Raw genomic sequence first — 14,637 nt, 5'->3', positions numbered from 1 at the left:
TGAATCACTGCAAATCCCATTCGGTCACGGGCGGTCAATATATCGCGTCCGCGCAGGCCAAAAGCGAAACTTTCCGTACGCAACCGCCCGATCCCGGAAACCAGCGAGGAGGTGGCCCCTGACAGGCTGGTGGTGCCGGTGAGATAGCGGCCAAAGCCTTCAATGCCCGATCCGAAGGGGACCACCGCATCCAGCGCCATAAAAGTGCTGCGGGCGCCTTCACCCAAGGCAAAGGCCCCACTGGTGCGGGTGCCGAGAAAGGCTCCATCTTCCGTTTGATTGCCTGCTTGAAAGCGCAGGCGCGTGGCCCCCAGTTCAATGCCCAGTTGGGCAATGGCGGTGCGGGTATCAAGGCTTGTGCGGTCGGGTGCAAAGGCTTGCCGTGTGTCGCCTTCTTCATGGGCGCGGGCCAATGCCACATCCAACGTCACATGGCGCGACAGACGCCGGTCGATGGCCAGCGTTTCGGTTTTATCGGAAAAGGCAAAAAACGGCGTGTCGATCCGCGCCGACAAGGCAAAGTCATCCGCCGGGTCCGGGGCATCACCACGATTGAGCAAACGGGCCGGGGAAAAGCCATAGGCCAAGGCGGCGCTGCTTTTTTCGTCGATACGGCCCGATAGATAAGCAATGGGTCGTGGGCTGTTTTCTATGGCCGCAGCGTGTGAACTGAGATTGGCGCGCGCTTCGGCGAACTGGTCGTCATAGGCGGAAAAGGAAAAGCGCGTGTCCGCTCCCAAAGCCACATCGCGTCCGGCGATCTGGCGGGGCCGATTGACAAGGGATTGCAATGCCAAAGCCGCCGGGGCGCGGTCGATGGTTTTGGCCCCGTCAATGCGGAAACTGCGGCGGAATTTGTCGATCATCAAAATGCCGTCCAACGCTTTTGAGGCGGCAAAGGCATCGCCAAAAGCGGCAGAACTGGCAATGCCGGTATCATCGGCGGCTTGAGTGCGTTTTGCCTCCGGATCTGTGGGGACCGATGTGGTGCCAACGGGCTGGATGGCGGCGGCCAGATCCAGCAGACCAAAGCCGAATTCCGCATCAACGCCGGGTGCGCCCAGATCGCGGGCCGTTTCACGTAGAATTTGGCCGATCTCCAACCCGGAAAGATTGGGAAACATTTGTGCCAGAAGGGCTGCGGCACCAGCAACATGGGGGGCCGCAAAAGACGTGCCGGATGCTCGCGCCAGGCATGTGCCGGGGCCGGGGTCGCATTGATCTTGCGGGAAGGGAGCCAAAATGCCGTCACCGGGGGCGACAAGGAAGACATCCGCCAATTGCCCGGCGCGATTGGAAAAATCTGCCAGTTGATCCGATGAATCGGTGGCTCCCACCACCAGCACATGTTCGCGGGCAAAGGGATCGTCGGCGAGGAAGGCAAAACCCGAAGGGTCTACTTCGCCATCATTTCCCGCCGATATGATGATCAGAACATCTTGTGCTGCCGCTTCGCGCACCGCTTGCAAAATATCGGGGCCAAAGCCTTCGCCGCCCAAAGAAATATTGATCACGCGTGCGCCATTTCGGGCTGCATGGCGGATGCCTTCCGCTATGTCGTCATCGAAAAAAGTGCAATCGTCTTCAGAGCCGCATGAACCGGGATCATCGGCGCGCACCGCCAGAATGGTCGATTCAAAGGCCACGCCCATGGTGCCCACATCATTACGTTCGGCAGCAATAATGCCCGCAACCAATGTGCCATGCCCGTCCGGATCATCCACTGTCCGGTTGTCGCGATTGGCGACGATATCGATGCTATCGGGTGAGATATTGTTGATCAGTTCAGGATGTTCCAGATCAATACCCGTATCGATGGTGCCGACAATGATGCCGGCACCGGTGCCGCCTGCGTCAAATGCAGCGATGGCGTTGATATTGGAAAGACCATCGGACCGCCGGAATTCCTGTGTATCGAAATTTTCAGGCGGCGGAGGGGGCGGAGGAGCCGGTGGTGGTGGCGGAGGGGCCACAGGAGGGCGCGTTGTGGATGAGCCACCGCCGCAGGCAGATAGCGCCACACACAATCCGGCCAGAATAAATCGCGCTTTCAGCCGTCCCTTGTTTTTTTCCATCATCAGTGGCCCGATATTTTATTCCATTGCCGGTTAGTATGGTGAAGAAATCTTAGCAGAGCGTTTCTATTTCCAACATGCTTTAAATGAAATGCGGTTATGGCCAAGATATCAGGCCGTGCAAGAAAAGGATCAGGCTGGATGGTGCAACAGGATACAAGTCTATTGGCCTCAGTGGTGCAAGCGGGCTCTTGTGGCTTTGAGACGGGGAAAAGCCTTGAGAAATTGGCGGATCTGACCGCGGATGCGGCAAGGCAAAAAGCGTCTCTCGTGGTTTTTCCCGAAGCCTTTATCGGCAGTTATCCCAAAGGCATTGATTTTGGTGCACGGCTTGGCTCGCGGTCGATGGAAGGGCGCGACCAGTTCCAGCGATATTTTGACGCCGCCATCTCCATCCCCGGCCCGCAGATGGAGCATCTGGCAAGCATCGCAGTGGATCACGGTATTTATCTGGTGGTGGGGGTGATCGAACGGGATGGCGGCACGCTTTATTGCACGGCCTTGACCATCGGGCCGGATGGCACGCTTTTGGCAAAGCATAGAAAGCTTATGCCCACAGCCCTTGAACGGTTGGTCTGGGGCTTTGGCGACGGCAGCACAATGGATGTGGTCGAAACGCCTTTGGGGCAGATCGGCACGGCCATTTGCTGGGAAAATTATATGCCGCTTTATCGCAGCCATCTTTATGCCCAAGGGGTGACGCTTTATTGCGCGCCAACGGTGGATGACCGGGAGGAGTGGCAGGCCAGTATGCGCCATATCGCCTTGGAAGGCCGCTGCTTCGTGTTATCTGCATGCCAATATTTGGAACGGTCCGATCTGCCTGCGGACTTGGATTGCCGGGAGGGAAATGACCCTGAGATATCCCTTATAAAGGGCGGGTCCGTTATCATTTCGCCGTTGGGGACATGCCTTGCGGGTCCGGTTTACGGGAAAGAAACGGTTCTGGTGGCGGAACTGGACCGGCGCGATCTTGCGCGGGGAAAATTCGATCTGGATGTGGCAGGCCATTATGGCCGCCCGATGTGTTTCGGCTTTCTGTCAATCGGGGCGACGGCTTCCCTTGACCTGCATTTCCTTCGTTCCCAAGGCATCGGCCAGCCGTGCTTTGGCGCTGCCCGGTTGCTTGGGACGGGGCTGATTGGGACCGGGCGCCCAGCCGGTGAGAAACAGCACCTGAAAATGCGCGAGGATACGGCCTTCCGCATTGCTGTGTCTGTCGCAATAAAGGCGGCAGGCTTCCAGCAACACATCACGCCGCCACATGGTTTTTTGCCGGTCATGCACCGCATTGGTTTCACCCATGGCGCGCAGATCGCGCATCAGGGCCAAAGGATCTGCATAGCTGACGGGGATGGTTTCCGCATCGGCCACCGGCATGGCAAATCCGGCCCGTTGCAACAGCCCCCCCAGATCGCGGACCTCTGCCATGGGGGACAGGCGAGGCCGCACCCCGCCACAGATCGACAATTCCGCATCCAGCAAGGCACGGCGCAAGTCCGATAAGGTTTCACCGCCCAGCATTGCTGCCAGAAAAAAACCATCGGGCTTTAAGGCGCGGTTGATCTGGATCAGCGCACCGGGCAGGTCGTTTACCCAGTGAAGCGACAGATTGCTGAGAAGTAGCGACAGGCTGTTTTCGGCGATGGGCAGGAATTCTTCATCGCAGGCCACCGCCGGACCGGGCATGGCTTGGGCGCGGTTGGCGGCCAGATCACCGTAAAAGGCGTGTTCCGCGGGCAAGGGGTGCTCTGCCGCATCCCAGCCCAAGGCAAAGGCGGTGTCGAAGCTTCGGTTGATATCGCCCAATCGCTCCAAAAGACGCGCGGCCACTTCCTGATGCAAAAACCCGGCTTGTGGCATGTTCTGTGCCGCTCGGGCGCGGCGCATCTTTACAAGAGAGCGGTTGAAGGGGCTGAGTGACTTGTTCTCGTTCATGGCTGCTTGCATAAGACAGTGTTGATCCGCATACCAGCCTTGATTGCCGTTTCTTGTTGCTGGCGGCTTAAAGCGTTTGTGGATTTGAAAGAAACCGTCCATTTTGCCGTGCTTTTGGCCGCTATATGCCGGCTTTGGAAATGATGAGGCAGAGGAAAATCAAGATGATGCAAAAAACAGTCTCTGGCCTACTGGTTTTGGGGATCGGTCTGATGGGCCTTGCTTGGGATGGCGGGGCGCAAGACATAGCGCCAGCCATGTCGCCAGATAAGGGCCATGAACTGACCATAACCGCCAAGCGCATTGCCATGCATAGTCCTGCCCAGCCGGATGCCGCAACAAAATTGGGGGCATTGGAATTCGTTACGGCTCTGGAACTAACCAGCAAGGATAAAGATTTTGGTGGATTGTCTTCCATGGAGATCAAGGAAGACGGGTCGGCTTTGCTGGCACTGACGGATCGTGGCCATTGGCTCTGGGCGCAGCTTGATCTGGAGCAAGGGCGTCCGGTGTCGGTTGCAGCGGCGCGCATGGCACAGATGCTTAACGCTGATGGCAAGCCCTTAAAGGCAGGATGGCGTGATTCGGAATCTTTGACGCTGGCGGATGGCCGTGCATTGGTGGGCCTTGAAAGCAATGACCGGATCTTGGCCTTTGATCTTGCAGGGGTAAAAAATGCTGAGCTGTTTTCAAATCCGGCTCCTTTGTTCGCGGCGCATGGCAAGGACATGGATTTACCGGCAGAGATGCTGAAGCACCCGCGCAATGGCGGCTTTGAAGCAATGGTGCATATGGCGTCAGGCGATTTGCTGGCCTTTTCGGAACATGGACGCACATCGGATGGCTTGTTGAAGCTGTGGCTTTATAAAGGCGGGGTGGCGCAGTCCTTGTTTTTTGATGCGCCGGGGGATTTTGTTCCCACCGATGCGGCACAGATGCCCGATGGCGATATTCTTGTGCTGATGCGGCGCTTTACACCGCTTACGGGTGTTGCGGCCCTGCTTGTCCGCTTTTCTGCAGAAGATATTGTGCCCGGCGCAACCCTTGTGGGCGAGGAATTGGCGCGCTTTGTCCCGCCGCTTACGGTGGACAATATGGAAGGCTTGGCCGTGCGGAAAAATCCCGAAGGCGGGGATCTTGTCTATCTGATGTCGGACGATAATTTCTCTCCGCTGCAACGCACGATCTTGCTTGTCTATGCCTTGAAAGAACAGCCCTGATAACAGGCTATTATGGGCAACAAGCCGGCTCTCCTTTCCCAGATCAAATCCGGAAGGGTTGGTCTTGGCGCTTGAGCGTGCGGCAGGGGTATTCCATCACATGCAGACAGGGCCATAAAAAAACGGGGACTTCATGCCCCCGTTTTTTATCAGTCTGTTGTGGCTGCTGCCGTTGGCTCTGCGGTGTCTTCTACCACTTTGCGGCGTCGGCGCGGCTTGGGCTTTTCAACAAGTTCAGCAGCGTTGTCTGCGGGATCGTCGGCGGCCACATTCTTGTCTTGTGCCCCATTGTCTTGAGGTGCGCTGGCAGTGTCTGTAACGGCGACCCGGCGGCGTGGCGGACGGCGCAATCTGGTGGGCGCTTTCGCACTGTCTTCAACGGCGGTTTCGAGCCCGGTTTCTTTTACAGGTGCCAGCACAGATTCTTGTGCAGCATCAGGGGCCGCTGTTGTCTCGGATGCCACTGTCTGCTCGCTTGCAGAAGCTGGTTCAGCCGTTTGCTGGGAGGCTTTATCGCCTTGTGCGGCTTCTTCGGCACGTTGGCTCCGTGACCGGTGGGAACGGCGCGGCTGAGATTGGGACTGTTGTTGCGGCTGGGCGCGGGGCGCCTCTTCTGCCGTATCGTCTTCATCCTCGTCATATTCATCATCCACAACCGTGCTGACGCCATAGCGTTCATTCACCACGCGCTGATAATGATCGGCATGTTGATAATAATATTCCGCCAGAACGCGGTCGCCGGATTGCATGGCATCGCGGGCCATCAATTTGTATTTTTCCAGCGCCTGCTTCGGATTGCCCCTTGCCCTGTTATCGCCACGGTTTCCGCCGCCGCTATTGTTCTTGCTGCGTTTCGGGCCACGACCGCGCGGCCTGCGCGGGCTTTGAGGTTTATTCATAGAAAAGCTACCAATATTTGCTGTTTCCGGTCACGGCACCCCACCCCGCAGAAAAGCTTTCCAGCCAGACTGCTGCTTATTCAGCACAAATTTTTATCTTTGGGGGACCCGGTGGCAGCGTAAGACCGCCTCACACCGTGCCTTGTTGGAGAGACACTAAACGGTCCGAAGGCACTTTCCAAGTTATTTTGGCATTTTTCCGTCTCTTTTATGAACGGAGAGCCTTTCGGAATAGAACCACCCGATCATGCCCGGCCAAATCTTTATGGATGGATGGAGGCTGCCCAAAGGCCGCTTGTAAAAGCGCCCCGACCATGGGGGCCTGTCCGGCTCCCAGTTCAAAGGCCAGCAATCCATCCGGTGACAAAAAGGGCGGGATTTGTTCGATGATGGCGCGGTAGGCGTCCAGTCCATCCGGCCCACCATCCAAAGCCCTCATGGGTTCATGGCAGCGCACATCCGGCATCAACTGCACCAGATCATCATGGGAGATATAGGGGGGATTGCTTAGAACCACGTCAAAAGGTGCGGCCTTCGGGTCCAAAGCGGCGGTCCATTCACTCTGTTTGAAGGATGCGCGGTTTGCCAGACCAAGGCGTTTTGCATTGGTTTTGGCCATTGAAAGCGCGTCTTCACTGATATCCAGACCCACACCGGTGGCCTTGGGAAGCACGGCCAAAAGGCTTAACAGCAAGCAGCCACTGCCGGTGCCCAGATCCAGCACGCGCAAGGGAGCTTCGTGATCGGCTATGGCCGCCAGCACGGCTTCAACCAGCGTTTCGCTATCGGGGCGGGGGATCAGCGTTGCCGGGCTTAATTGAAAAACAAGGCCGCAAAACTCCCGGTTGCCCACAAGATAGGCCACCGGTTCAAAATTGGCGCGCCGGTCTATCAACTGGCAATAAAGGTGCCATGGTTCATCGGGCACATGCTGATCGCGTTTGAGCAAAAGGGCCATGCGGTCAAGGCCCAGGCAATGGCCCAACAGCACTTGCGCATCCAGCAAGGGACTGGCCACATTCGCTGCGGCCAAGCATTTGCGTCCGTGCTGTATTGCTTCATAAATCAGCATATTCGTTGCCTATTTCGGCCTTTCACCGTTCTATGCTGTCCGGTGATGACGCTTTCTTTGCCGGTGTCATTCTTGTGGGTGTCACAGGCTCAAAAGGCGTTTTCCATAGCCAATAGCCGCTCGGCCTGATCTTCGGCCATCAGGGCATCGATCACTTCGCTCAAACCCGCCCCGGCCATGATCTGGTCCAGCTTGTGCAGGCTCAGATTGATGCGGTGGTCGGTGACCCGGCCTTGCGGGAAATTATAGGTGCGGATGCGTTCGGAGCGATCTCCCGATCCTACTTGCAGCTTCCGCGCATCGGCCCGTTCGCGGGCAACCTTTTCCCGCTCATGCTCATAGAGACGGGCGCGGAGCACTTTCATGGCCTTTTCGCGGTTCTTGTGCTGGGATTTCTCATCTTGCTGGCTTACCACCACGCCGGTGGGCAGATGGGTGATGCGCACCGCGCTGTCGGTGGTGTTGACCGATTGCCCGCCCGGACCCGAGGCGCGAAACACATCGATGCGTATATCCTTGTCGTCGATTTTAATATCAACGTCCGTTGGTTCGGGCAGCACGGCTACCGTTGCTGCCGAGGTGTGAATACGGCCACCGGATTCGGTGACCGGCACCCGTTGGACCCGGTGCACGCCGGATTCAAATTTCAGATGCGCAAACACCCCTTTGCCGGCAATGGTGGCGATCACTTCCTTGAAGCCGCCGGTGTCCGAACTGCTGGCCGAAATCATCTCCATGCGCCAGCCCATATGATCGGCATAGCGCTGATACATGCGGTATAAATCCCCCGCGAACAGGGCCGCTTCCTCGCCACCGGTTCCGGCACGGATTTCCAGAATGGCGGGCAGATCATCGGCGCTGTCTTTGGGCAGCAAAAGCAGTTGCAGCTCTTTTTCCAAAGACGCAAGGCGGCCCTTCACGGCCTTCAATTCTTCGGCAGCCAAGGCCCGCATGTCCGGATCGTCGCCTTCCAGCATTTCCAGAAGATCGGTTTTTTCCTGTTCTGCCTCTTCCATCCGGCGGGCGCAGGCCACCACCGGTTCCAGATCGGAAAATTCTTTGGATATCCGCGCAAAATCCGATGTGTGCAGATCGGCGGGATTGTTCATCTGATGTTGCAGTTCGGCGTGGCGATCAAATAAAGCCACAAGTTTTTCGTGGGGGATCATGGACGTTCCAAAGGGCTGTTGGGGAAAAGGATGCGCGCCTTTGTTCTTGTCCGCTAATGCCCTGATTGAAAATGGGTGACCAAAGCATCCAGGGCCACTTCGGTTTGGTCGCCGCTATCCAGGTCGCGCACTGTGGCGATGGATTTTGCCAGTTCATCCTCGCCCAAAAGCACCGCAAAGCGGGCCTGGCCTTTGGAGGCGCGGTTGAGGCGCTTTTTCATATTGCCTTTATAATCCATCAGCGTGCGGATTCCTGCGGCACGTAAATCCCGCACCAAAGGCAGGCCCGCATCTGTGCCTCTGCGCCCATGGGAATCATGGTAACAGCGCGCGGCACGTCGGGGGTGTTTTCAAGCATCATGGCCAACCGCTCGATCCCGGCTGCCCAGCCAACGCCCGGTGTTGGCGGGCCGCCCATCAGCTCTATCAGGCCATCATAGCGCCCGCCGCCCAGCACCGTGCCTTGCGATCCCAAGGCCTGGGTGATGAATTCAAAGGCGGTGTGGGAATAATAATCCAGCCCCCGCACCAGCCGTTCATCATGGGTGTAAGGGATGTCCAAAGCGGCCACGCCTTCGCACACGGCGCCGAAGAAATCTTTGGAAAGATCATTGAGATAGTCGGAAATGCGCGGTGCATCGCCCAATAAAGCGCGATCGCCGGGATCTTTGGAATCCAGAATACGCATGGGATTTTTATGAAGGCGCGTGCGGCTGTCGTCCGACAGTTTGGCTTCATGGTCCGAGAAATAATCGACCAATGCCGTGCGGTATGCGGCGCGGCTTTCGCTATCGCCCAAGCTGTTGAGATGCAGGGTGATCTCATCGGAAATGCCCAGATCGCACAAAAGCTGCCAAGCCAGCGCCAGCAGCTCGATGTCGGCAGCGGGTTCGGCGGCCCCGATAATCTCGGCGTCCAGTTGGTGGAACTGGCGATAGCGGCCTTTTTGCGGACGCTCATAGCGGAACATCGGGCCATGGGCGAACAGTTTCATCACCCCATGTTGCGCCAAACCGCCCGACATCCACGCCCGCGCAATACCGGCGGTATATTCGGGCCGCAAGGTCAGCATCTCGCCTGAACGATCGGCGAAGCTATACATTTCCTTGGTCACCACATCGGACGTTTCTCCCAATGTGCGTTTGAACACATCGGTGAATTCAAAAATCGGCGTGCTGATTTCTTCAAAACCATAAGCCAGCGCGATTTTTTGATAAACCTTCACCACATGGGAAAAGCGTCGGGCATCGGGGCCGAAAATATCGCGGGTGCCGCGAACGGGCTGTAATTTGCTCATAATACCATATCGATCCGGGTCAGCGGTGCAGACCGGTTTTCAGGCGCTGCACATGGATGTTATTCTGCGGCTTCGGTGGGAGAGTCTTTCTTGGCGTCTTGTGCCGCTTTGGCCGCTTCGATTTCCGCAGCTTTTTGCTCTACCAGCCCCACAATGTGGTCAACCATCTTGTCATCGGCCACATGATGATCGGTCACGCCAGACAGATAAACCATGTGCTTGCCATTGCCGCCACCGGTCAGGCCGATGTCGGTTTCGCGGGCTTCGCCGGGGCCATTGACCACGCAGCCAATGATCGACAAGGATAAAGGCGTGGCGATATGGGCAAGACGCTGTTCTAAAATCTCGACGGTTTTGATCACCTGAAAGCCCTGCCGCGCGCAAGACGGGCAAGATACGATACGCACACCGCGATGGCGCAAGCCCAAGGATTTGAGGATGGAAAAGCCCACCTTCACTTCTTCTTCCGGCTGGGCCGACAAAGATACACGGATGGTGTCGCCAATGCCCGACCATAGCAACATGCCAAGGCCTACCGATGATTTCACGGTGCCGTCGCGCAAACCACCGGCTTCGGTGATGCCCAGATGCAGCGGATAATCGCAGGCCTCTGCCAATCCCTGATAGGCGGCAACGGCCAAAAACACGTCCGATGCCTTGCACGAAATCTTGGTGTTGAAAAAATCGTTGTCTTCCAGAATCCGGATATGGTCGAGAGCGCTTTCCACCATGGCATCGGGGCATGGCTCGCCATATTTTTCCAACAGATCTTTTTCCAGACTGCCCGCATTGACGCCGATGCGAATGGCGCATCCATTGTCTTTTGCGGCGCGCACCACATCCCGGACCCGATCGCTGGAGCCGATATTGCCGGGATTGATCCGCAGGCAGGCCGCCCCCGCATCCGCCGCTTCCAAAGCCCGTTTATAATGGAAATGGATGTCGGCAACGATGGGCACATTGGCTTCACGCACGATGGTTTTAAGCGCCGCCGTCGATTCTTTGTCGGGGCAAGAAACCCGCACAATATCCACGCCCGCCTCTTCGGCGCGGCGGATCTGGTCCAGCGTGCCCGACACATCATGGGTCAGCGTGTTGGTCATGGTCTGAACCGTGATCGGCGCATCCCCACCGATGGGCACATCCCCCACCATGATCTGACGGCTGACACGACGGTGAATGTCTCGGTACGGGCGGACGCTCATGGAAATCCTCTTTTCGCTTGAAAGCGTTTCTTGCTTGCTGAAGCAATGACTGGGGCGCTTTGCAGGTGCCTGTCGATTTTGACCAGACCTAAAGCATAAAGAAACCCTGCTGCAAAGATCCAAGGTCATGCGGCAGGGTGAAAATGGTCTAACTTGGCCTTGAACGCAAGGCCGTCTGGCGTTTTAACGCATGGCCAGCTTTTCACGTTTTTTCAAACGGTCGGGATTAAGCGATATATCGCGCACCACGTCGCCAGATTTTCCAAGAGATTCAATCTCTTTTCCATCAACCAGAATACGCAACGCCCCGGCATTGCTGGTCATCAGGCGCAGGCCCGTTGCACCGGACGGCGGTGTCCAGCGTTCTCCGCGACGTAAAACACCGTTCCATACTTCGCGGTCCATGGCATCGACAATATACAGCCACGCATCACCCATGGCCTGTAAAACCAAGCGAGACTCTGTCTGTGCCACCGAGTCTGTATGCGCTGCTTTTTCCAAAGTCGCGTCCATAGAGGCATTGCCGGCTTGTGTTTTGGTGCTTTCAGGCTCGCTTTGGGGGCGGGAGGCGGTGTCAAAACCGTTCGTTGCCGTGGTTATGAATTTCGGGGCGGGCGTTTTATCAAGGGAGCGGGGCAAGGCGGCCATCAGAGCTGTGCGCACAGAGGGGTTGGTTTGCTGCATAGTGGACGGGGCCGTTTCACGAACCACGGCGGGCTGGCTTTTTGGTGTCTGGTCTGAGGGCAGGGCATCGCTGATCGATCCCGTTTGCTGCGCCCCAAGGGCGGCCAGATGGGCCGGAACCGGCTCTACGGTTGATTCAGCGAAAGAGGGTGTGCCGAAATCGGCAATCCAGCCGAAATAAATGGCCAGCATGGCGCAAGCCCCGGAAACCAGAACCACCCGGCCGGGGATGCGCGATTCCGCCACGGGTTCGGGGAAGTTCAATCCGGCTTTTTCGCAGTCTTCGCCCATTTCACAGCGAAATTCCCGTGCCAGCGCACAACCATCCAGCCCCAAAAGCGTTGCATATGACCGCACGAAGCCTGCACTGAATGCAGGCGGCGGCAAATCTTCGTAAGTGCCCGCTTCAAGGGCCTCGAGATAACGGCTTTTGATTTTTAGCTCGGTTGCGATGTCGTTGAGGGCGCGGCCTTTTTGTAGTCGTGCCTCTTTCAACAGATCAGAAACAGAGAGCGTGGCATCCGTCATTTTCTTCTTCCCGGCTCATCTTGAGCATTCGGCTTTTTGCCGTTTTTGTCGCAGACAACAAAGCGGGTGAAAGCGCCTGGCCGTCAGCTTTTAAACCCACCGTTCCCCCAATTCTAAAAATGCCAGAAAAGGCATTTGGTAGATTGCGACGGGTCCCCTTCTAATCTTTAAGATAGCGTAGCATATAGGACACAGGTCAATGAAAGATTAAACGATAGAGTCGTTTTTCTGTAAAAATCTGGCGCTTTTGAATGATGCGGACACGTATTATTATAATTCTATAAGGTGGTCGCGGGCATAGTCTCGTAATTTTACACGTAAAGAGTGATCTTCCAGATCAATCATATCCAAAATGTAATCTTCCAACTGTTTCACGTTCAACGAACGAATCATTCGGCGTACCGGCCCCACCGTCATGGGGGAAATGGACAAGCGCCTCAAGCCAAGGCCGATCAGTGCCATGGCTTCCAAGGGGCGCCCGCCCATTTCACCGCATAATGTAACCGGCACGCCAGCGCGATCACAGGCCTTGACCACCATCCGGATGAAGCTCAAGGCCGGTGGCGACAACAGGTCGTAGCGGTCTGTCAAACGGGGATTGGACCGGTCGCTGGCAAAAAAGAACTGCATCAGATCATTGGTTCCGATGGAGACGAAATCCACCAGCTTCAACAGCGGGTCCAATTGCCATGCCAGGGACGGCACCTCCAACATGGTCCCGATTTCCAGCTTGGCGGGCCTTGCTATGTCCAGCCGCTCGAATCGGGCCAATTCCTTCAGGGCAATATTGCGGGCGGCTTTGAATTCCGACATATCGGCGATCATCGGGAACATGATCGATAGAGTGCGCCCCGCCGCTGCCGCCATCAAGGCCCGCAACTGATAGCGTAGCAGCACCGGACGCTCCAAAGCGATGCGGATGGCGCGCCAGCCCATGGCCGGATTTTCTTCATCTTCGCGGGGGAGAAACGGCACCGCTTTATCGCCGCCAATATCCAGCGTGCGAAACACCACCGGGCGGCCCTGTGCCACATCCAGAACGTTTTTATAAAATTCCTGCTGGGCTTCCAGCCGGGGCAGGGTGGCGCTGACCATGAACTGGAATTCCGTGCGGAACAGCCCCACGCCATCCGCACCCAAGGCATCCAGATGGGCCATATCCGCTTGCAGCCCCGCATTGATGAACAATTGGATGCGCACCCCGTCGCGGGTGATGGACGGCAAGTTCCGTTCGGCGCGGAACTGGGCCGCCTGTTCATGCTGGAAGGCGATGCTCTCGCTATAGGTTTCGCAGATCTCGTCGCTGGGGCGCACCAGAACCTGCGCACCATCGCCATCAAGAATCAGCCGGTCCCCCGCTTGCACATGTTCGGAAATATCGCGGCAGCGGCCGATCAAAGGAATCCCCATGGCCCGCGCCAAAATGGCCACATGGCTGGTGGAACTGCCTTCTTCCAGAATGATCCCGGCAAGATTTGTGCGGTCATAATCCAGCAGTTCCGCCGGCCCCATGGTGCGGGCAAGGATGATCGACGGCTCATGCAGATCCTGCCCATCCATGCGTCCGGCAAGGGTGCGCAGCAAACGATTGGTCAGATCATCCAGATCCGACAGGCGTTCGCGCAAATAGGGGTCTGTGCTGGAGGCCATCCGGCGGCGATTTTGCTGTTGCACCCGCTCCACAGCGGCTTCTGCCGTCAGGCCCGCATCAACGGATTCAAAAATCCGTTTCTGCCAGCCCCGGTCATAGGCAAACATCTTGAAGGTTTCGAGAATTTCCCGATGTTCGCCCGCCGTGCCGATTTCCGGTGAGGCAATCATGCGGTCGATCTGTTGGCGCATGGTTTCAAAGGCATCAATCAGACGGGCCTTTTCCACCTCCACATCTTCGGCCACAAAATGGGTGACTTCAACGCGGCCTCATGGAAAACAGCGGTCCCCATGGCGATGCCATCGGCCATTTTCTGACCTTGGATGGTGAGCGGCAGGCCGGATTGGTTCAAGCCATTGGCAATTTCAGCGGGGTCTACCAATTCGCCCGATCCCACCAATTCGGCCAAAACCATGGCGACCGTGAGCAGCGCTTCTTCTTCTTCGGCGGAATATTCACGGGGTTTGACATTCTGGACCACCAAAACGCCGGTGACTTTGGTGTGACGAACGATCGGCACCCCAAGGAAGGAATGATAGTTTTCCTCCCCCGTTTCCGGCCGATAGGCATAGCGTGGATGGGTGGAGGCTTCCTGCACATTAAGCGGTAAAACCCGTTGCGCCACCAGCCCCACCAGCCTTCGCCAAAGCGCAGGCGGGTGCGGTGGACCGCTTCTTTCTTCAGGCCTTCGGTGGCAAACAGTTCAAGGATTTCGCCGGCGCGAACAAGATAGACGGAGCAGACCTCGGCCACCATATTCTGGGCGATGACCGTTGTCAGCTTGTCGAGCCGTTCTTGTGCGCTGCCCGGTCCGGCCATGACCTGATGCAAGCGGCGCAGCAATAGCCTTGGGCGACTGGCCAAATCAGTCACATCCAGTCCATTTCTGTAACATATGT

The 14,637-nt window shown here is 57.0% G+C and carries 8 protein-coding genes and 3 pseudogenes; 2 read left to right on the top strand and 9 right to left on the bottom strand.

Features of this window, described 5'->3' with window-relative positions; genetic code table 11:
- Positions 1 to 2,078, bottom strand: a 2,078-nt coding sequence (locus JCM17844_RS13310) for a S8 family peptidase (protein WP_150001394.1), incomplete at its 3' end; no start/stop codon positions are given.
- A gap of 96 nt (positions 2,079 to 2,174) precedes the next feature.
- Here JCM17844_RS13310 and JCM17844_RS17440 point away from each other — a divergent pair.
- A pseudogene (locus JCM17844_RS17440) lies at positions 2,175 to 2,993 on the top strand (carbon-nitrogen hydrolase family protein); the annotation flags it as partial.
- A gap of 123 nt (positions 2,994 to 3,116) precedes the next feature.
- Here the strand turns inward: JCM17844_RS17440 and JCM17844_RS16215 are convergent.
- Positions 3,117 to 4,013 (bottom strand): methyltransferase domain-containing protein, encoded by an 897-nt coding sequence (locus JCM17844_RS16215; protein ID WP_150001393.1) that lies wholly within the window; start codon positions 4,011 to 4,013, stop codon positions 3,117 to 3,119.
- Between the two features lie 164 nt (positions 4,014 to 4,177).
- On the opposite strand from JCM17844_RS16215, the gene JCM17844_RS13295 reads away from it, so the two are divergent.
- Positions 4,178 to 5,233, top strand: a complete 1,056-nt coding sequence (locus JCM17844_RS13295; RefSeq protein WP_210432002.1) for an esterase-like activity of phytase family protein — start codon at positions 4,178 to 4,180, stop codon at positions 5,231 to 5,233.
- A 149-nt stretch (positions 5,234 to 5,382) separates the two neighbouring features.
- Here JCM17844_RS13295 and JCM17844_RS13290 read toward each other — a convergent pair whose 3' ends face one another.
- The 7 genes and pseudogenes from JCM17844_RS13290 to ptsP form a co-directional block, all read right to left on the bottom strand.
- Positions 5,383 to 6,132, bottom strand: a complete 750-nt coding sequence (locus JCM17844_RS13290; protein WP_150001391.1) for a DUF4167 domain-containing protein — start codon at positions 6,130 to 6,132, stop codon at positions 5,383 to 5,385.
- A 208-nt stretch (positions 6,133 to 6,340) separates the two neighbouring features.
- On the bottom strand, positions 6,341 to 7,204 hold the full coding sequence (prmC, locus tag JCM17844_RS13285; protein ID WP_150001390.1) for a peptide chain release factor N(5)-glutamine methyltransferase: 864 nt from the start codon (positions 7,202 to 7,204) through the stop codon (positions 6,341 to 6,343).
- A gap of 89 nt (positions 7,205 to 7,293) precedes the next feature.
- A complete protein-coding gene (gene prfA, locus JCM17844_RS13280; protein WP_150001389.1) occupies positions 7,294 to 8,373 on the bottom strand; it encodes a peptide chain release factor 1 in 1,080 nt (359 codons plus the stop codon).
- Between the two features lie 53 nt (positions 8,374 to 8,426).
- Positions 8,427 to 9,670: pseudogene (hisS, locus tag JCM17844_RS13275) on the bottom strand (histidine--tRNA ligase).
- A gap of 59 nt (positions 9,671 to 9,729) precedes the next feature.
- Complete coding sequence (gene ispG, locus JCM17844_RS13270) at positions 9,730 to 10,875, bottom strand: flavodoxin-dependent (E)-4-hydroxy-3-methylbut-2-enyl-diphosphate synthase (RefSeq protein WP_150001388.1); 1,146 nt, start codon at positions 10,873 to 10,875, stop codon at positions 9,730 to 9,732.
- A 183-nt stretch (positions 10,876 to 11,058) separates the two neighbouring features.
- The gene (locus JCM17844_RS13265) at positions 11,059 to 12,087 is read right to left on the bottom strand and encodes a helix-turn-helix domain-containing protein (protein WP_150001387.1); all 1,029 of its coding nucleotides are present in this window, start codon (positions 12,085 to 12,087) and stop codon (positions 11,059 to 11,061) included.
- Positions 12,088 to 12,357: 270 nt separating this feature from the next.
- Positions 12,358 to 14,557, bottom strand: a pseudogene (gene ptsP / locus JCM17844_RS13260) (phosphoenolpyruvate--protein phosphotransferase).
- Positions 14,558 to 14,637 lie beyond the last annotated feature (80 nt).

It is taken from the genome of Iodidimonas gelatinilytica, from assembly GCF_008579125.1.
In the GTDB taxonomy this organism is placed as follows: Bacteria; Pseudomonadota; Alphaproteobacteria; order Sphingomonadales; family Rhodothalassiaceae; genus Iodidimonas; species Iodidimonas muriae.
This window is presented reverse-complemented; position numbering and strand designations above follow the sequence as displayed.

Bases quoted from the DNA above. Each gene is read 5' to 3' on its own strand.
- JCM17844_RS13295 (WP_210432002.1), top strand. From the start codon at position 4,178: ATGATGCAAAAAACAGTCTCTGGCCTACTGGTTTTGGGGATCGGTCTG.
- JCM17844_RS13290 (WP_150001391.1), bottom strand. From the start codon at position 6,132: ATGAATAAACCTCAAAGCCCGCGCAGGCCGCGCGGTCGTGGCCCGAAA.
- prmC (WP_150001390.1), bottom strand. From the start codon at position 7,204: ATGCTGATTTATGAAGCAATACAGCACGGACGCAAATGCTTGGCCGCA.
- prfA (WP_150001389.1), bottom strand. From the start codon at position 8,373: ATGATCCCCCACGAAAAACTTGTGGCTTTATTTGATCGCCACGCCGAA.
- ispG (WP_150001388.1), bottom strand. From the start codon at position 10,875: ATGAGCGTCCGCCCGTACCGAGACATTCACCGTCGTGTCAGCCGTCAG.
- JCM17844_RS16215 (WP_150001393.1), bottom strand. From the start codon at position 4,013: ATGAACGAGAACAAGTCACTCAGCCCCTTCAACCGCTCTCTTGTAAAG.
- JCM17844_RS13265 (WP_150001387.1), bottom strand. From the start codon at position 12,087: ATGACGGATGCCACGCTCTCTGTTTCTGATCTGTTGAAAGAGGCACGA.